The organism is Evansella sp. AB-rgal1 (assembly GCF_041820985.1).
In the GTDB taxonomy this organism is placed as follows: domain Bacteria; phylum Bacillota; class Bacilli; order Bacillales; family Salisediminibacteriaceae; genus Evansella.
In genome coordinates this window covers 1-18,824 of record NZ_JBGUAU010000035.1, presented here as the reverse complement: position 1 = coordinate 18,824, position 18,824 = coordinate 1, and the positions used below count along the sequence as shown (strand labels likewise).

17 protein-coding genes are annotated in these 18,824 nt (G+C 39.2%); 12 read left to right on the top strand and 5 right to left on the bottom strand.

Annotated features, from left to right (window positions below; genetic code table 11):
* The first annotated feature begins 118 nt into the window (after nt 1-118).
* From ACERII_RS22045 to ACERII_RS22025, 5 genes are all read left to right on the top strand, one after another.
* Nucleotides 119-859 carry a LytR/AlgR family response regulator transcription factor gene (locus ACERII_RS22045; protein ID WP_373645131.1) on the top strand — a complete coding sequence of 247 codons (741 nt, stop codon included), beginning with the start codon at nt 119-121 and terminating at the stop codon, nt 857-859.
* A 263-nt stretch (nt 860-1,122) separates the two neighbouring features.
* Complete coding sequence (locus ACERII_RS22040; RefSeq protein ID WP_373645130.1) at nt 1,123-1,497, top strand: response regulator; 375 nt, start codon at nt 1,123-1,125, stop codon at nt 1,495-1,497.
* A gap of 282 nt (nt 1,498-1,779) precedes the next feature.
* On the top strand, nt 1,780-1,929 hold the full coding sequence (locus ACERII_RS22035) for a sporulation protein YjcZ (protein WP_373645129.1): 150 nt from the start codon (nt 1,780-1,782) through the stop codon (nt 1,927-1,929).
* 731 nt (nt 1,930-2,660) lie between these two features.
* Nucleotides 2,661-3,611, top strand: a complete 951-nt coding sequence (locus ACERII_RS22030) for a D-2-hydroxyacid dehydrogenase (RefSeq protein ID WP_373645128.1) — start codon at nt 2,661-2,663, stop codon at nt 3,609-3,611.
* A gap of 37 nt (nt 3,612-3,648) precedes the next feature.
* Nucleotides 3,649-3,807, top strand: a complete 159-nt coding sequence (locus ACERII_RS22025) for a hypothetical protein (RefSeq protein WP_373645127.1) — start codon at nt 3,649-3,651, stop codon at nt 3,805-3,807.
* A gap of 78 nt (nt 3,808-3,885) precedes the next feature.
* On the opposite strand, the gene ACERII_RS22020 is transcribed toward ACERII_RS22025, so the two are convergent.
* Nucleotides 3,886-4,920: an anthranilate phosphoribosyltransferase gene (locus ACERII_RS22020; RefSeq protein ID WP_373645126.1), complete on the bottom strand. Its 1,035-nt coding sequence runs from the start codon at nt 4,918-4,920 to the stop codon at nt 3,886-3,888.
* Entirely contained in the window at nt 4,917-5,525 is a 609-nt protein-coding gene (locus ACERII_RS22015) for an ANTAR domain-containing response regulator (protein ID WP_373645125.1), read from the bottom strand. Before ACERII_RS22015 ends, ACERII_RS22020 begins: the two co-directional genes overlap by 4 nt.
* A gap of 1,995 nt (nt 5,526-7,520) precedes the next feature.
* Here ACERII_RS22015 and ACERII_RS22010 point away from each other — a divergent pair.
* From ACERII_RS22010 to ACERII_RS22000, 3 genes are all read left to right on the top strand, one after another.
* Nucleotides 7,521-9,032 carry an MFS transporter gene (locus ACERII_RS22010; RefSeq protein WP_373645124.1) on the top strand — a complete coding sequence of 504 codons (1,512 nt, stop codon included), beginning with the start codon at nt 7,521-7,523 and terminating at the stop codon, nt 9,030-9,032.
* Nucleotides 9,033-9,191: 159 nt separating this feature from the next.
* Nucleotides 9,192-9,644 (top strand): hypothetical protein, encoded by a 453-nt coding sequence (locus tag ACERII_RS22005; protein WP_373645123.1) that lies wholly within the window; start codon nt 9,192-9,194, stop codon nt 9,642-9,644.
* 510 nt (nt 9,645-10,154) lie between these two features.
* On the top strand, nt 10,155-10,784 hold the full coding sequence (locus ACERII_RS22000; RefSeq protein WP_373645164.1) for a nitrite reductase: 630 nt from the start codon (nt 10,155-10,157) through the stop codon (nt 10,782-10,784).
* Nucleotides 10,785-11,305: 521 nt separating this feature from the next.
* Here ACERII_RS22000 and ACERII_RS21995 read toward each other — a convergent pair.
* Together ACERII_RS21995 and ACERII_RS21990 are read right to left on the bottom strand one after the other, a co-directional pair.
* On the bottom strand, nt 11,306-11,848 hold the full coding sequence (locus ACERII_RS21995; RefSeq protein WP_373645122.1) for an RNA polymerase sigma factor SigX: 543 nt from the start codon (nt 11,846-11,848) through the stop codon (nt 11,306-11,308).
* 110 nt (nt 11,849-11,958) lie between these two features.
* Nucleotides 11,959-12,591 (bottom strand): TetR/AcrR family transcriptional regulator, encoded by a 633-nt coding sequence (locus tag ACERII_RS21990; protein ID WP_373645121.1) that lies wholly within the window; start codon nt 12,589-12,591, stop codon nt 11,959-11,961.
* A gap of 88 nt (nt 12,592-12,679) precedes the next feature.
* Between ACERII_RS21990 and ACERII_RS21985 the strand changes: the two genes are divergently transcribed.
* On the top strand, nt 12,680-12,874 hold the full coding sequence (locus ACERII_RS21985) for a hypothetical protein (protein WP_373645120.1): 195 nt from the start codon (nt 12,680-12,682) through the stop codon (nt 12,872-12,874).
* Between the two features lie 62 nt (nt 12,875-12,936).
* Here ACERII_RS21985 and ACERII_RS21980 read toward each other — a convergent pair whose 3' ends face one another.
* On the bottom strand, nt 12,937-13,905 hold the full coding sequence (locus ACERII_RS21980) for a nuclease-related domain-containing protein (protein WP_373645163.1): 969 nt from the start codon (nt 13,903-13,905) through the stop codon (nt 12,937-12,939).
* A gap of 984 nt (nt 13,906-14,889) precedes the next feature.
* Between ACERII_RS21980 and ACERII_RS21975 the strand changes: the two genes are divergently transcribed.
* From ACERII_RS21975 to ACERII_RS21965, 3 genes are all read left to right on the top strand, one after another.
* On the top strand, nt 14,890-16,326 hold the full coding sequence (locus tag ACERII_RS21975; RefSeq protein ID WP_373645119.1) for a carbon starvation CstA family protein: 1,437 nt from the start codon (nt 14,890-14,892) through the stop codon (nt 16,324-16,326).
* Between the two features lie 144 nt (nt 16,327-16,470).
* Nucleotides 16,471-17,640, top strand: a complete 1,170-nt coding sequence (locus ACERII_RS21970) for an ROK family protein (protein WP_373645118.1) — start codon at nt 16,471-16,473, stop codon at nt 17,638-17,640.
* Nucleotides 17,641-17,774: 134 nt separating this feature from the next.
* A complete protein-coding gene (locus ACERII_RS21965; protein WP_373645117.1) occupies nt 17,775-18,548 on the top strand; it encodes a Cof-type HAD-IIB family hydrolase in 774 nt (257 codons plus the stop codon).
* Nucleotides 18,549-18,824 lie beyond the last annotated feature (276 nt).

Here is an 18,824-nt window from a genome sequence, read left to right as displayed (position 1 = left end):
GGAAAAATATTATATATAATGCTTACCTTGGCGGGGTATCCGCATGATTGAAGTTTTCCCTATACAATCTGTGAGGGGAAAACAATATATCAACCAGGTAAAAAAGGGGTAAGTGTCTATGCAGATATTAAAAATCTTAATTGCTGAGGATAACGAGGACACTAGAAATATCTTAAGCAGATTTATAGAGTATTTCCCCAATATGAAAGTAGTGGGAGAAGTGAAGGATGGCCAACAATTATTAGATTTCCTATTCACTCACGGAAAAAAGATAGATGTAGTGTTAGTAGACATACATATGCCAAGATTAAATGGAGTAGAAGCCATTAAATTATGTAAACAATTTCAGCCGTCGTTAAAATTCATCTTTATTACAGGAGATGTTGGGTATGCTGTTGAAGCATTTTCCATCTGTGCGGTGGACTATGTTGTGAAACCAATTCAACAACAACGCTTATATGAAGCTCTACAAAAAGCAGCAAATATAATTGGGTTGGAAAGTAACCAAAGTGTTTCTAATGAGAAAAAACCTACGAATTCAAAGCTAGTGGTGAAAAGTGGACGAACAACTTTTTACCTCCCAGTGGAAGTCATTTTTTTTATTGAAAAGCAAGGGAAAGTGACATTAATCCACACAAAGAATGGTGTTTATGAAACAATTGATTCATTAGAATCTATCGAAAAAGATTTACATAAACCAAGTTTCTATCGGACGCACCGATCTTATATCGTAAATCTAAAACATATCATCAGTATCGAGTCATTCGGGAAGACATTTCTAGCTCATTTTGCAAATTATCATAAAACAGCTCATATATCTAAACTAAATATAAACGATGTGAAGGATTTGATTCAATAGTTTGGGGGAATATAGACCTATTCACGAATAATCCGTTACTATTCATTACAAATGTACCTCCTTTCTGTCCATAGACCTGTCATTATTCAGGTCTTTTGTTTTGCCTGAAAAGAAATATATCGATGGTAAACGGAAACTTTTCCCAAGTGAACATACAAAAAAAACGCACGAAAGGGTTCTAGCAAAGTTAGACAAAAATACTAATCCTTCGATAAAATTGTGAAATAGTGAACGGTGAAAAAGGTAGATGGGAGGTTAGGTTCATGGAACTTAGTACGAAGAAGGTTCTTGTTTTTCAAGAATACCATAGTTTAAATTTATTAATAAAATATATTCTAATGGAGTCTGGGTACAAGAAAATATATACGATAGATAATGCGGAAGCAATCGTAAAAACCTATAACCATATCAAGCCAGACGTGTTTCTCTGTGAGATAGATTTGTTTCACCAAATTGATAGCTTGATAGAACTACTATCTAAGGCAGAGCGAGACGAACTAATGTCAAAGTTCATATGTATTGTTAGTGACGATAATATCCAAATGAAAAAATATACAAAAAAGCTTGGTGTAAAATATCATATTGAAAAACCATTCAATAAAATTGATGAGGTAAAAAACATTGTAAATTGTATATAGGGAATGGATCAAGTAGACAAAAGGAGTTGGAACTGACTTCAGAAAGATCCATCTCCTTTATGTGCTCTGTCTAAAGTATGACGAAACTTTAAATCTGGTCTGTTTACTACACGTTTATCTCCGTATGAAAGTTATATAATATCGTAAGAAGATACCTTTGCCCTATCTAGGCGATTTCACTAATTAGTCCATAACCTACAAAAACTAAACGAATGTCCAATCACTCCTAGACTAATCTCATATGCTGACAGGGAAGCAATAAGATAAAGGAGCTGATTAATCGTGACACACAAAGGTACACCAGCACCAGAAACAACTTGTGCACAACCAACACCAGCAGCAGGAGTAGGACCAGTAGGCGGCTTCGCATTTATTATTGTAATGTTCGTATTGCTTGCGATCATCGGAGCTGTCATTGTAGGCGCATATTAATGAACGAAAGTAGGGTGGAGTCAAATACCACCCTACTTTTATTTTTGGCTATGTTAAATAACAATGTTGACATTTGTGCCATTGATTGATTTACAAATCGGACAATTGGAGGACGAAATCGAACAATTGAGGATCAAAATCAGACAATTGAGCTGGGAAATCGAACATTTGAGGCTAGAAATCGAACAATTTTACGAAATGTGACAATGGAGGATCTAATACTAGATAAGTTCTTAGTTTACGCATGTGTAAAAAAGGGGAAATAATGATGAAAAGATGAATTTGCTTTTTAAATGACACTCCCTACGAAGACGTGCACAACCGCTAAAAAGCACACAACTTCATCAACACCATATGGAGCATGCAAGACGTGTATGACACATCATTTATGTACATAACTAAACTTTTTTGTGAAATTTTCACGAAACGACAAAGTATTCTATTCTATATGTAAGCGTTTTCTTGTATACTAGAAGTAGATTCAGTTAGTTCAAAAATTACTATCAAAGGGGATGGTATTATGGTTGAACAAGGGAATTTTATCAAAGGGGCATTTTGGGGAGTCGCCATCTGCCTTCCAATCTGGGTGCTCGTAATACTTCTTATCAAAATGACTTTTTTTCTATAGTGTCAGTAGAGTCTTAGGAGATCTTCCTAGGCTCTTTTTTTGTGATCTAGAAGAATGTGACTTACAATTGGTAGAGCGACGATTATTAATAGAGGTGAGGAAATTGAAAATAACAAATATATTGATTACTGGAAAGATATATAAGGAGTTAGAGGAGATTATGGAGCGAGAAGGGTACGAGGAATTACGTGGTAAGCAGCTTCGTTTTCGTGCTGAGGGAGAGGTTACGGAGGATGACTTGGAATGGTCGGAGGCGTTTGTGTCGTTTCGCCCGACACCTAACTTCTATTTCGGGAAAAACCTAAAGTGGGTTCACTCGTTAGGAGCTGGAGTGGACCGGTATATGAGTTTAGGGATTTGGAAGCAAGGAATTCCGTTAACAAGAACCGTTTGTTCGTTTGGGGAACGGATTAGTGAATATAGTCTAAGCTATGTGCTACGAGACCTTCAATTTCATGAAACATTCGCTCAGCATCAAGCAGTGAAACAATGGAATGAGTTTACCCCAATTCCATTAAAAGAAATAAGGCTCATTGTGTTTGGAACGGGGGAGATTGGTCACGAGGTTGCACGGGCTTTTTCCTCGTTTGGTGTGAAGGTGTATGGAGTATCTTTAAGTGGAAAACAGAAATCACATTTTGAGAAAGTGATTGGTCGAGAGAATTTGAGTCGTGATTTTTTACAAGGAGCAGATTACATTATCAACACGTTGCCACTCACTTCTTATACAGACAAGCTGTTTGGGGAAGAGTTTTTTAATGAACTAAAGAATGCTGTGTTTATTAATTGTGGTCGTGGAGCGTCGGTTGATCACAGCGCGTTGCGAAAGGCGTTGGACAACGGGAACTTGAAATCTGCAGTACTTGATGTTTTCGAGGTAGAGCCTCTTCCAACTACAGATCCACTATGGGATAACCCGAAGGTAACGATTACTCCTCATATTTCTGCGGTTACTACTCCAGAGGAAGCAGTGGCTTGTTTTGTGGATACGCTAAGTAATATAGAAGGAAATCGTGAGTTGGAGAATGAGGTTGACTTGACCAAGGAGTTCTGAGGTCGCGTTGTGAGGTCGTCGCAGGAATTTATGTGAATTGAATGGCATTTTAACGAAACACGGAATGGACAGGGAGCATTTGGTTGATAACTTTGAGAGTATTAGTGGTGTGATTATAGGTGGGAGACTTGAGGACCCAGTGAAGGAAGAGAAATTTCTAGAGTTTCTACGTGCTGGAAAACAAGTGTTGGTGTAGGAGAGCGTGCCATTGAAAGAAATGGCGCGCTTTTTCTGTAATTGGCCCCCTTCATAAGCAAATTACCTATAACGGATTTTACACTTTCATTGAAGTTAGCACGGTTTCTTTCCATTGGTTGAAGCTATCTAGGGCATGACCGTTATCTAGTATATATTTTGCTTCGTAGATTCCTTGTTCAATGGAACCTGATTTTCCACACAACCAGATTCGCACACCTGCATTTAATAGCACTGTATGATAGAAAGGAAGTGGCGAGTTGCCTTTCAGTACGGATAGAAAGGTATCGCATTGTTGTTCGACAGTCCAATTCATTTCAGGATAAGTCGCTTGGAGTTCTAATAACTCAGGATCAATAACTATCCATTCCTTTTTTTCCTCGGAAACCCAGTAGGCACGTGTTCGTCGCTCCACAGAAATATCATCAGAGCCTTCCATTCCTTGAATTACTAAGCTTTGTTGAACACCTGATTGTCTTACTAGTTTTGCTATCTTATCTACAACAGTTCCGTGAAAAATACCGATAGTCATGTTCGGAGCATCGGAAAAACGTAGAAGCTTTTCCACTGTATTAAACAGTGTTCTCAACTCTAGCTCCGTTCGTAAGTCGCGGATGCGGGCGAGTGGTGGACACCATTTTTCTGTAGGTACAAAAAGAAAACCTGATTTTTCTGCGGCGTGAATGAGTGTGTGTTTGTTTAATGAATCTACTTTTATTTGTAACTGTTGAAGCATTTCGTACAACGTTACTCCATTTTTGGGAGGTAGTGTCGGGCTACTGTGTAACGTCACGGGAATTCCGCACGCAGTTAATATAAATGCAGTTGGTAATGCGGCATAAAAGGAGCGAGATCTTCCGTCATAAGGTGCTGCACAATCTAGTCCCCCCTCAATGGGATGAATGTAGCTTTCTCCGCGGCAAACGTCTAAAAAAGCGATCAATTCTTCTGTTGATTCCATTTTTAAGCGTTGTGCAATTAAAAAAGCCCCAATCTGTGCAGGCGTTGCTACTCCATTAAGAATGAATTCCGCAGCACGGAATGCTTCATCGTATGTTAAATCTCGAGATCCTCTTTTTCCCCTTCCGACCTCTTTCAGTAAGGAATTCATCATGAGTTTCCAGCTCCTTTATTTACCATTAATAATGGATATACACTTACGATTGAAATGGCAACATCAACGATTCTTTTCCGTTCGTCCATTGCCTGTTTCCGTAAAAATTCATATGCCTCTGCTTCAGAAAACTGATGTAATTCGCATAAAATACTCTTTGCTTTTTCAATATGCTTTCGCTCTTCTAATTTATTCAGTAATAATTCTCTTTCTTTTTCCCATTGAATTCGCTGCAAATAGCGATTGGAGCATAAATGGAGGGCCCAATGTAATTCGCTATCTGTCATGGTAGAGCTTAGCATGGAATCTATATCAATTTCTAGCTGACATCTTGTATCTCCATGTGGATCGGAATGTGCCCACCATATAAAAGGAAGAGAGCGGTACGTTAAAAACGTTTTTCCAAGTCTCTCTATATTTGCCACGGTGGAACACACAATTAACGCATCTACCTGGTCGATGAAGGAGGAGACGGTTGTTGAATCGGATGTTTTCATTACACGGTAGCCTAAATCCTGTAACCGACTACCAAGGTTGGAGGGATCGGTTGGCTTATAGTATTCTCTTAATTTGGAGTCGAAAAAAAGAAGAAAACTGTCTATCATCTCCAATACCTCCAATTATTCATTCTTTTCTACTCATAGCGTTTCATTTTTTCATTATATCAAACAGATCTTTTAGGATGACAAATGTGGAAAGTTATCTCACACACTTTATAAACTGAACTTTTAGACTATTTTAAAAATAATTCGGGTACCGAGATAGTTTTCTAGTTTTTCCAACGTACTTTTATCTTTTGGAAAGGTTCTGGTAAACGTAGATGTTGATTTTTACTACAGGTTGCTCGCTTTCCTAGGGCGAACCGAAAGTCTCCTCCCATTTCCGCCTAAATACGTGCCCACGTCTTGTGGGCAACGGCGTCATGTCGCCACCCTGGCTCCACTCCCTGCGGGGTCTCGCCTGGCCAGCTTTTCTCACAGGACTTTGAATAAGCTTCCCCTAAAGACACCGCACACAGAAAAAAACGGTAGTAATTTTCTAACGGATTTACTTGAGAGGTGCAAACAAGCCATTCACAAGCAAAATCACATGCGATTTCACAGCAGAAATCACATGTGATTTTTGGTTTATATATCAGTGTTTTATTGATATATATGTGAAATCACAAAGTAATTCACAGCCTATTCACATAGGTGGAAATAAATATATCCTTCATGTGATTATGATGTGATTTGCCATGCGAATTTTAATGTGAAAGGCAAGGACTTGGATATTTATATTAAAGTAAATGAAAGGATATATAGAATTTTTCAAGCAATGTAATGAAAGAAACGAGGAGAAATGCTCAATGGAATAAATAAACGGAGAATTTTCCCTTATTTAATAAATAGCACGGAAAATAGACTGAATAAAAGGAGAAATTACGCTTATTGACTCGAATCTATATAAAAAGGGGGGATTCCCTTTGCATAGACGGAAAAACTTCCCTTATTTGCCACGAAATTAGGTGAATTTTGATTTTAAACGGAAATTCTCCGCTTATTTTAAAAGATAATCGTATAACTTTTTTGGACTTAGAAAGTTGTCTAGCTCCAGGCGCCATCACCTCGTGTCAAATAACCTGCCCGATTAAAAGCAAAAAGAGCTTTTTATCGTCCAGAACATTTGCATTTCGGTGATGAGAGGGCGCCTTGCGCTTTTCTTAATTTCACTGGTAAGGATAGGAATACATGGACTTGGCTATATGCTAAGTTTATCTAATAAATTTCCAAGAAAACCTCGTTTACTTCAACAAACGGTTAATGAAATAAGCAAATATATAAACAATGGCACGAAGAACCTTCGTGCCATTGTAATATGCGGAATATACTGTGAATCTAGTTGCGAAAGATGTTTGATTTATCGTGTGAATTCGTTTGTGAATTTACGTTTTGCACCTCTGAAGTGAACCCGTTAGTGAACCCGTTAGTATTTTTCAAGGAGTCTCGCATCTTCCGAAAAAACAACATTGTATATATATCAACATTATCCTTAAACATAGTCTTTATAAAAAGGTAATTTTACAGTGTTAATAGTGTTTTGTATGAAAAGTATGGTACATTTTCTCACGAGTTTATTGACGTGCTATCTCCTCTAATTTAGGATGATGTTAGTAAGAGGAGCTCAACGAGTGAGCTTTATTGATTGAACACACTGGCGTGTTCATGATCAATGGAAGAACCTTTTTTGTAGAAGCTTAAAATTTTTTAGAAAAGCCGAGTGTTTTATGTAGTGGAAGATTAGAACCAGCTATATTATATGAAATGAGCGAATGCCCATGGAACTCTGGTGGGCAGTAGCGAATGGGATACAAACCAACAAGTTCGCATCATCCATGAAATATAGTGCTCACATGTCGTTAAAATGAAATTCGCAAAAAACGAATGTTATCATTCTTCCACCACGTGTGTGGAAAATAGGGGCAATGGGGCCACAAAGATTTGTATTTCGATACTTATTTCTTTGTGGTCTTTTTATATTTTCAACTCAGGAGAATATTTAGCTATTTGAAAGTCGAAAGGTCCATTCATTCTATTATAAAAAATTATGGGGGTATTCACATGAAAGTAGCAGATTTATTCAAGTTTAAGAACGAAGAAATCAAGATGTTGCATTTGACCATGATTGCGTTTTTTGTAAGTTTTGTAACCTGGTTTAACATGGCTCCTTTGGCAACAACGATGATGAGATCACAAGGCTGGTTGGCTTCCGACCATCTAGCGTTGTTAGCTGTAATGAACGTAGCCCTGACGATTCCAGCACGAATCATTATAGGTAGTTTACTAGATAGGTTTGGACCAAGGATTGTGTTTTCTTCCTTATTAATTACCATGTCCATTCCAACCTTCGTTTTCGCATTTGGAAATGATTGGACACAGCTTGCGGTTTCTCGTTTAATTTTAAGTTCCATTGGTGCCGGCTTTGTTATTGGAATTCGTTTAGTATCCGAATGGTTCCCTCCGAAATCCATCGGGTTTGCAGAAGGTTTTTATGCAGGTTGGGGTAATTTTGGTTCTGCATTCGCTGCGATGACATTGCCTTGGATTGCTTTGACAATGTTCGGAGGAGATGAAGGGTGGCGTTATGCAATTGCCATGACTGGTGTCATCTGTTTGGTTTATGGAGTTATCTATTACATTATGGTGAAAGATACTCCAGAAGGAAAACGATATATGAAACCGAAGAGTGTCCATGCAATGGAAGTAAGTAGCTGGGGCGATATGGTCCTTCTTATTATTTGGACAGTGCCACTAGTGGCAGCTTTAGCGTTGCTAACTTGGCGTGCGGATAACACAGGTTTACTTCCTCATGCATTCACAAATATTCTCTATGTTGTACTAGGACTTGTCTTGGTCTATCAAATTTTCCGTATTTTGCAAGTGAACATCCCAATATTGAAAAAGGGTGTTCCTGAAGATGATAAATATAGATTTAGAAATGTTGCTGCGCTAAATACTACCTACTTTGCGAACTTCGGAGCGGAGCTAGCAGTCGTATCCATGCTACCTATGTTTTTCGAAACGACTTGGGGAATTAGTGCTACTGCAGCAGGGATTTTAGGTGCTACTTTTGCCTTCGTTAACTTGTTTGCTCGTCCGTTTGGTGGCTATCTGTCTGACAAACTTGGAAATAGAAAGCTTGTTATGCTTACGTACATGGCTGGAATTGGTGTTGGCTTTACGGTTATGGGTTTCATCTCTTCGGGCTGGCCGATCGCTCTGGCCGTTGCGATTGTTATTCTAACGTCTATGTTCGTTCAAGGGTCTGAGGGTTCCACTTTTGCCATCATCCCAATGATCAAGAAACGTATTACAGGGCAAATCGCGGGGATGGCTGGTGCATATGGAAATGTGGGTTCCGTTACGTATTTATTGATATTGACGTTCGTATCTCCTAGTGTTTTCTTCTTTATCTTAGGAGCGGGAGCATTTATCAGTTTACTTTGTTGCTGGGCTTGGTTGGAGGAACCGAAGAACTCCTTTGGCGAGGAATACGAGCTGTCCTCTGTGGATAGTGCGTTGGCGGGTGAAGCGGATGCTGTACCTGCTTTGAGGAAAACTTCTGTGGGGTGAGTTTGGGAAAAATAAAGTTCGGTGTAGATTGCGGGGAGTGTTTCCAAAAGGTGGTTTCATCTTTTGGAACACTTTTTTCTTTTTGCTCTAAATTGATTTGGAAATGTTAGCCTTTTTGGAGTATGCTAAGATTAGATATTTCGTGGAAGGGGTAAGAAGATGGATGAAAAGAAAAAGATATCGAAGAAACGTTTATATATCGGGATTACGCTCACTTTTTTTGGCGTTGTAGGTGGAATTAGTTCGGACATAGAGTCCATTGCAGAGGAAGGACTAGCCCAAAGTATTTCTTCTATTTTGTCTTTTACGATTCCGGTGATTGTGTTGGGGATTTATCTTATTCGTAGTTATTTTCAGAAGGTGAAAAAGGTGGAAGCGGAGTATGTGGAGAGAGTCGTTCTACAAGTTGTAAAAAAGAACGGCGGATCAATTACTGTAACCGATTTGGCGGCGAGTAGTGAACTGTCCATCACGGAAGCGAAAAATGTGCTAGAGGACATTTGTAAAAATGGACTAGCGGAGCGGAGACTCACGGATAGTGGGGCAATGGTATATAGGTTTAGCACCGTTCTGACAGCACAAGAAAAGGAAAATGCAAAAGGATTATATTGAGGGTGGAGGAGTAGCGATGCGTCGGCGTTGTGTGCTTCTGTCGGCCTCTTTTTTTTGTATTGGGTTTGGAAGACTTTTTGTGCGCTTTCGACAAATTGTTAGTATTTGTGCTCCAATTGTTAGATACGGCCCTCCAATTGTTAGGCCGCCCCTCCAATTGTTAGAGCCGAAGCTTTATTGTTAGATACGCCCCTCCAATTGTTAGATACGTCCACTGAATTGTTAGATACGCCCCAAAACTAGATAAAAGGACACGTAGATTAGTACAAAACAACTTTAGTATCGCATGCAAAGTAAAGAAGTATATGAAAAAAGCAAAAATAAATCAAGATCTAAGAACCATTTACCTTTTTCAATACCCTTACGTGCTGGCATCGAGTTCTTCTCTCTGGTTTTGCGGAATTTATTGCGTCTAGGCTAAGAATCTAGTAATCTCTGTTGTTGAATACTACACGGGGGTATTGTATACTGATGTTAATGATAAAAGGATGGGGGAAGTTCATCATGAGTATGGATACGAATGAAAGACTAATTCCGCTAGCGGTTAATAGTGGTATCGGATTTGGTGCAAAACTAACTCCAAAACAATTCATAGCGTTAGGAAACTACTTGGAGGAAGATACGGAAATTGAGCTTACGACGTTCCAACAGCTGATCATCCAAGTTCCAGAAAGCAAAGTGGATAAAGTAGAGGACGAATTGGATTCAGTTGGACTGTCTGTTTATAAAGTGGGGAATTATGTAAAGAGCTTGCGTACGTGTAACTTTTGCCAAGGGGCAGAGGAAGAGGGGATGCCTATCGCGATTGAATTAAACAATCGTATCGCTGGTCAAGAGGTACCTTTTACGTTACGACCTGCATATACTGGCTGCCCTAATGCATGTGGCGAGCCGTTAATTAATGATATGGGTGTAATTAAGCGGAAAGAGCATTATGAATTGTATATTGGCGGGCAGGCAAAGGGCGAAGATGCAACCACTGCTATTTTATTGAAGGCAGGTCTTGAGCCAGATGAATTATATGATTTAGTGGATCGCTTTCTAGAAGTGTACCGAAATAACGGGAGAAAGCGTGAACGAGTGGCGAAGTTTATTACGAGGTACGGACTAGAAAATATAAAGCGAGAAGTGGGAGTTTAATAACATGTATCTCTTATTAAAGGTGTCTTTCGAAACAACGGAGGGCATCTTTTTTGTGTTTTTTTCGGGAGGGTGGTGTGATGCGCTGCGATGAGCCTGCTCCATTCGACAAATTGCTCGATTTCTCCTCTCAATTGTCCGATTATCCATTTATCTAGGAATGGCAAATTAAGAAAATAGTTGGATACAAAGAGGCTGGGTCAAAAGTGTTTTCAGCAAAGAGAAATCCGAACGAAATGATTCTTGGTATACTATTCGATGCAGAAATATACTTCGCTTTCCGCGGGCGGCTGGTGAGCAGCCGAGCGCTTAAGCACTCTTGGGGTCTCACCCTTGCCTTTTGATCCCGCCGAAGTGTTCGTATATTTCCACCGCTAAGGTTACCTATCGTTCGTCTTTTTAATGTTACATTTTCGTTATGTTCCAGCCTCTTCTTTTTTATTTTTAGCATAGTAAACTTCAAGAAAAACAAGGACTTTCAAACAGTAAGAACTTGGTGGCGATATGCTGAGCTTTTCTAATTATGTTCCGGCTACTAGCTCTGCTGAAGCATCCTTTACTAAAAGTTGCTTTAACATCTTAATCGCCCGATGCTGCGTCGTTTTTACTTTTGCTTCGGACCAACCTAGAATAGATGCGGTCTCAAAAATGCTAAATGATTGCACGTATCGAAGCAAAATCACTTGCTGTTGCTCTATTGTACATTTTTCTAACGAACGATAAACATGTTGTAACTCATCTTTATGAAGAAGCAATTCGTCTGGTAATGGGGCTTGATCCGGAATGGCGTAAGCAACCTCACCATATTCGTATTGCTTTCCTTTCCATTTACGTTTTTGACGATTGTTACTTCGTATATAGTCGATCCCCACATGTTTTGCAATGGAGTACATCCACGTTTTTTCCGAACTATTGCCTCGAAATGAACCGTAATAAGTAAGTACTTTCATGTAAACTTCTTGGACAAGTTCTTCAGCTACTTCGCGGTTTCGGACCATATAAAATAAGTACTGGAATAGTGAGTGATGATACGTTACATATAAACGGTCAAATTCCTCTCTCACAAAGTTCCCTTCCTTCCACAGCTCTGTTACTTTCGGAAAAATAATCTATACGAAGAATTAGAAATTGTAACTGGCTTTTATTAGATTTTTTGGAAAAAAAGAGTTTGTTCTCAAACTACCTTCACTTTCGTGGGGGTAAGAGCAGTTTTTAAATAGAATTCGATGCTTTCCATTTGTTGGTCCATTTTAAACATATCTCTTTCAATTTGCATGATAGCGAATCCTAATCCGTCGAAAAAAGAGGTGAGTGTCCAGGCGATGCTATCTAATGGTAATACAGGGTGAAATTCCCCACTTTCCACTCCTTTTTGAAAAAGCGCAACTAGCATTTTGATGGCCTTTGCATACCTCGCTTCTAACAGAGGGATATGCTTATGGCTGTGCCAACCGACCGTAAAATAATATTCAAATAGTGCTGGGGCCAAACTCTGAGGCATCTGCTCAATGAAGACTTGAAAATCGTGTAGCATTTCCGTAACTTCATCCCATGTACAACGATGATCCTCTGAAATAGGAATACTCTCTTCAAAACTACTATCATCTCTCCGCTGAATTAACGCTAGGAAAATATCTTCCGTGTTGTTGTAATACGTATAAATTCCCCCGCGACTCACACCAGATTCTTCTATAATATGCTGCATCGTTGTCGTGTTGTAACCACGTTGAATAAATACCTTTTCTGCTGCATCTAAAATTAATTGCTGCCGCTGATCTTTGTGCTCTTCTGAAACTCTCGGAGCCAAAATAAAACATCCTTTCTTCACAAATGCCAATTGACAAAGTTTGTTTAAAGAGTCATCAGTGTCTCTAAAAGTATTATAAGAGTCAATGATGACTTTTACAAGTGCTAATTTGGATATTTTTGGTCGTAGTGTTGGAGAGCTATTTTCATGTTTTTTTTCAGAAAAACAAGATGGGATCTCTTTGAATGGAGGAGATTCCACCTTGTTTATTGATAGTTATCTATTTATTGATGCGTTTTCCAATAAAAAATGGGTTTTGGTAGCTGGTGGGGTTTTCCGTTAATTGGATAATCTTCGAATGGAATGTAAAAATCATGTAATTAGGGGGCTAAATAAATTAGGCTACTACTCCTCGAGAGGAAGAGTGTATGTTCTATCCCTAAACGTACCTGTATAGGGGAAGTTCATGGACTGTAGCAGATACGTAGCACATCTTATAGATGGAACTTGTAAAAAATCTCGTAACTGTGCATTTGTAATGTGAGTATCAATCAAAAGCGCATAATCGTTCAGTGCCGCTATATGAGCATCCTCCGAACTGTGTTTGCAAAAGGAACAGTGCCAAGCTCCCCACAAGCGAGTCATCGGTAAGCTGGAGCAATTCGGACAATGCACGCCTTTAAGGATTGACTCCCTTGGAATCCGAAAATGCTCGAGAATATCCTTCGTTTGTGGTGTATGACTTTTAATGAGGCGGTTTGATAATTTTCGCATATCTTGATGCTGCAAAACTTGATGGGGGTATTTTTGACCAAGAAGACGTACTTTGTCTTCAATTTTGGAACTTCGTATAACGTGATCAATAATGTACGCGGAATGCCTGGGTGTTGGAGTTATAATCCGTGCTTGAGGGTTTGTGATAACAACATTGGATTCAATGGGGATGCTCGGAAACTTCATTTTAGTTAGCCATGCTTTTAACTGGAAGATATGTCGCTGCCCTTGTTGAATTGGATCCGAAAAAATATCTACCTTCTCATTGTAAGTTCTAATTAGCTGATGAAAGTCTGGATCAAACTCCAAATTACCGATTAAATTTTTTACTTCCAATAGGTAAATAAAGCTAAGTGTGAGAATGATGACATCCATTTGGAAGAAGTTCGTCTTGTAAGGGAGTCTTAGGTCATGAAGAATGAGGGAGTTTTTTTCATCTAAGAAGGTAAAGTAGTATTCTAAGGACTTTTCACCGCGGAATCCAGACTTATAACTGATTAGTTCTTTTTCTACAGCTGGAAAACTAGAGTTGTATTGCAGTATTCTCTTGGACAGTGCTTCTAGTTTTCGTAAATATATTGATTTTTTCAAAGGTTTCACTATCAATTTATCACTACCTCTCCTTTTTTGTATTAGTTCCATGTAGTTAGTTGGAAATCCTATCTTTATATTTAGTTGGATGTGGAGAAATTGTGTCTTTTTTAAAATAGGTAGCATTGATATTTCTAATAAAAAGGGAAAACTAACAAATACGCGGCGATTACTGACAATTGGATTGACGAAACTACCAATTGAGAGCGGTTATCTAACAAATGAAAGGAGTTTACTAACAATTTGTCGAAACGGGCCAGTCGATGAGTCGCCACACAAGGTGAATTTAAAAAAGGTAATCGCAGAGGTTTTCCTTATATAGAGCGAAAACTAACAAATAAGCGGCGATTACTGACAATTGGATTGACGAAACTACCAATTGGGAGCGGTTATCTAACAAATGAAAGGAGTTTACTAACAATTTGTCGAAACGGGCCAGTCGATGAGTCGCCACACAAGGTGGATTTTAAAAAAGGTAATCGCAGAGGTTTTCCTTATATAGAGCGAAAACTAACAAATAAGCGGTGATTACTGACAATTGGATTGACGAAACTACCAATTGGGAGCGGTTATCTAACAAATGAAAGGAGTTTACTAACAATTTGTCGAAACGGGCCAGTCGAGGTGACTGCACACAAGGTGGATTTTAAAAAAGGTAATCGCAGAGTTTTCCTTATATAGAGCGAAAACTAACAAATACGCGGCGATTACTGACAATTGGATTGACGAAACTACCAATTGGGAGCGGTTATCTAACAAATGAAAGGAGTTTACTAACAGTTTGTCGAAACGACACCTCGGGCGGGGGGCAGACACAAAAATTTTCCCCCTATAACGTTGTAAACGCTACCTCCCTTGCCGCAGAAGCCCCTGTAAATACTCAAAAGCCTGATTTGTTCGTATTTTCAGAAAATAACCCTTGTCAACCTACACACAACTCGTTACAATATTCTCTATAGTTAGATAATATAACAATGGTCAGGGGAGACAATTATGGCAACATTTGTTTTTGCAATAATACTATTAATCATAGGATATATCGTTTATTCCAAAGTAGTAGAGAGAGTATTTGAGATTGACGACAAACAACCCACGCCAGCATACTCGAAGGCGGATGGACTAGACTATGTTCCTATGAGCTGGTGGAAGGGAAGCTTGATTCAGCTGCTAAACATTGCTGGATTAGGGCCGATTTTTGGAGCAATCATGGGTGCCTTATACGGACCAGTTGCATTTATCTGGATAGTCGTCGGTTGTATTTTTGCAGGAGCGGTTCACGATTATTTTTCAGGAATGCTTTCATTACGACACGGTGGGGAACAATACCCAACACTAGTAGGACGTTATTTAGGGAAAACCGTTCAAGCGTGCATATATATAGTTTCAATCATCTTAATGGTGCTAGTTGCGGCTGCATTTACTGCAGGCCCTGCACAATTAATCGCGCAGATTACACCGCTAAGTTTTCTAACAGCAATTATCCTTATATTTGGTTACTTCTTACTCGCGGCGTTATTGCCAGTGAACAAAGTGATTGGGAGAATATATCCGATCTTTGGAGCGATCCTTATTTTTATGGCCGTATCCATTGCAATCGCCCTATTATTCACCGATCGCACGATTCCAAATCTAACATTATCAAACTTGCATCCTGGTGAATTGCCATTATGGCCACTTTTAATGGTTACCATTTCTTGTGGTGCAATTTCTGGATTTCATAGTACACAAAGCCCGATTATTGCGAGAACAATAAAGAAGGAATCCGACGGACGAAAAGTGTTTTACGGAGCGATGATCGTTGAGGGGATTATTGCACTTATCTGGGCGGCAGCAGGTATGACATTCTTCGGTGGAACAGAGGGACTTCAAGGCGCATTAGCAGCAGGTGGGCCAGCTGGAGTTGTGAACGAAATCTCTACCACGCTTCTTGGAACGTTAGGTGGAATCCTTGCTATCATTGGTGTCATCATGCTTCCAATAACGACGGGAGACACAGCGATCCGCTCATCAAGGATGATGGTGACAGAGCTTTTGAACAGAAGTTTTAAAAATGTGAAAGGAAAAGGGATCATCATTGCATCAACATTAGTGGTGACCGTTCCTGCGTTTTTCCTATCAACAATCGATTACTCTTTCCTTTGGCGTTATGTTGGATGGACGAATCAGCTCGTGGCCACGGTAATGCTATGGACTGGCACTATGTATTTGTTGAAAAATAACAAGTTTCACTGGATATGTGGGGTGCCAGCTATGTTCATGTCGGCGGTTGTTTGCACGTACATCTTCTACGCACCGGAAGGGTTTAATTTAGGATATAGCACGTCGTTGATCATCGGTTCAAGTTTAACACTGCTTATTATCGCATGGTATGTGAAGCAGATTACTTCTCATAATTGGAAAAATAAAGTGTCAGATCGAAGGGTAGCATAATATTTTCTAGAAAGAGCGGATGTCAGGAGGCATTCGCTTTTTTTTGCGTTCGATGATTAACCAAGTTTCAGCATTGTATCCATTCGGAAACTACTCTATTATTATAGATAATTAGTGGACAGGACTGAAAACCGAGGTGATTCCGTGCTTAAGGAATTTTTATTAGACGATTCCAAAAGAAATCAATGGAAAAAGTCATTATATGAATACATTCATAAAGAAGGCCCTATTTCGAAAGCAGATTTGCTAGAACGATTCCATGTTCCTCCAACAACCATGACCCGATTCGTTGATCAGTTAGAAGTCATGAACGTCATTGAAGTCCAAGGATATGGAAAATCAAGTGGTGGGCGCCGACCAGTTTTATATGGAATTCGAGTTGATGCAGGATACCTATGTGGAGTGGAAATTGCCAGAACCCATGTGAAGGTGATTCTCGTAGACATGAGCTTCACTCCGATTGGCGAGAAGCGCTTTGTATTAACCGAAGCACATACACCAGAAGTAACAATCAATGAAATCGTGGAAACTATTCAAGAACTAATGAAAGAAAAATCCATTACGATCGAAAAACTATTAGGAATTGGTGTCGGAGCAGTTGGCCCTTTAAATAGAGAGAAAGGGATCATATTGCACCCAGGCTCGTTCCCAGCAGAAGGATGGCACGAGGTTCCTATTATATCCATGCTACAGAAATCTTTTTCCGTATCAATAATCGTAAATAATGGAGCAAGTACTGCAGCCCTAGCGGAGCATCACGTTTCAGAAACAGATTCCAGCATCTTATATTGCATAAGCGGCTACGGAATTCGTTGTGGCTATATTCACGAAGGAAAATTCTTATCCAACAAAGAAGGCGATGCAAGTTCCTTCGGCCATATTATTGTTGATGCGCAAGGGCGAGATTGCTTTTGTGGAAAAAAAGGGTGTTTAACTGCTTACGCCTCTTTTGGTGCCATTCTTGAACAAAGAAACGGCATTCTAACATTGGCGAAGAAACTAAACTCGATGGAAGATATACTTTCTAACATTGAAAACCAAGATGAAGTAATGATCGATTGTGTGATGAAATCAGCCTATTATTATGGAATTGGTATCGCAAATATGGTCAATTCTCTTCATCCTGATGTTGTTCTTCTACATGGGAGATTGATCAATGAGTTTGAACCATACTATCGCGAAGTAGTGCGAATCGCATCAGAGCATGTGTACCTGAACGACAAGGTACAAATAAAAAAAGGGGCATTGGGTGAGGATGCCACTGCCATCGGAGGAGCCATTCAGTTATTCCGACAATTTTTAGAGGGGAAATGACTAGTTACATTCTAGTCATTATTTTTTTCTTGAGAATAAGTAATTTATTTCCCCTAATGGTTTCGTTTACATAACTTTTTTTTGCTAAAATAGAAATTAGTTTTTTAATAATCACGGAAAAGAGAGGTACTCTCATGACAAAGAAATTAATCTTTTTTGATATTGACGGAACGCTTCTTGATGAAGAGAAGAACTTACCTATTTCTACAAAGCAATCTATCCAAAAGCTGAAGGAAATGGGCCATCATGTTGCCATAGCTACTGGACGTGCTCCATTTCTCTTTGAGGAAATTAGTAAAGAATTAGACATTGATACATACGTAAGTTATAACGGTCAATATTGCGTTGTTGGAAATAAGGAAGTTTTTAAAAATCCTTTATCAAAAGAGGAGCTACAAAAATTAACGAAGTTCGCAGCGGAAAAAGACCATCCTTTGGTTTTCATGGACCATGAAGATATGAAATCCAATATTGAATTTCACCCTCATATTGAGGAGAGCATTGCTACTTTAAAGTTTGATCATCCATCCTATCATCCTACGTATTTTGAAGATCGTGATATATATCAAACATTGCTTTTCTGTACTCCGGAAGAAGAGCAAACGTATGTCGACTCGTTTGGGAAGTTCGATTTCGTACGTTGGCATCCTGTATCCACGGATGTTTTACCAGCAGGTGGATCAAAAGCTAAGGGGATTCAAGAAGTGATGAAGCACTTTGATGTAGCAGAAGAAGATGTGTATGCTTTTGGGGACGGACTAAATGATATTGAAATGCTTACGCTTGTGAAAAACAGTGTGGCAATGGGGAATGCCCATGAGTCTGCCAAAAATGCGGCTAAGTACGTTACAAAAAACGTAGATGAAGATGGAATCACTCATGGATTGCAGATGGTTGGTTTATTGTAATCTAGTATTAATATGTTCATCACATCCAGGTTTAGTGTACTAGGGGGGGCGCCAATCGGTGCGGCATCCTTTTTGCGTGTAAGTAGTTCCGTTCGTAGGGAGGATCCACTCGGAACAATGAGGGAATCAGGCAACATATGTTGATATAATAAGTGGAGAAATTCCCCTTAATTATGAAATAGCACCGAAAATAGTTAAAATAGAGGGAAAAATTCCGGCTATTAACTTGAAAAACATGATAATTTGATTTCTGAGTATGCTTAAAGGGAAAAACTC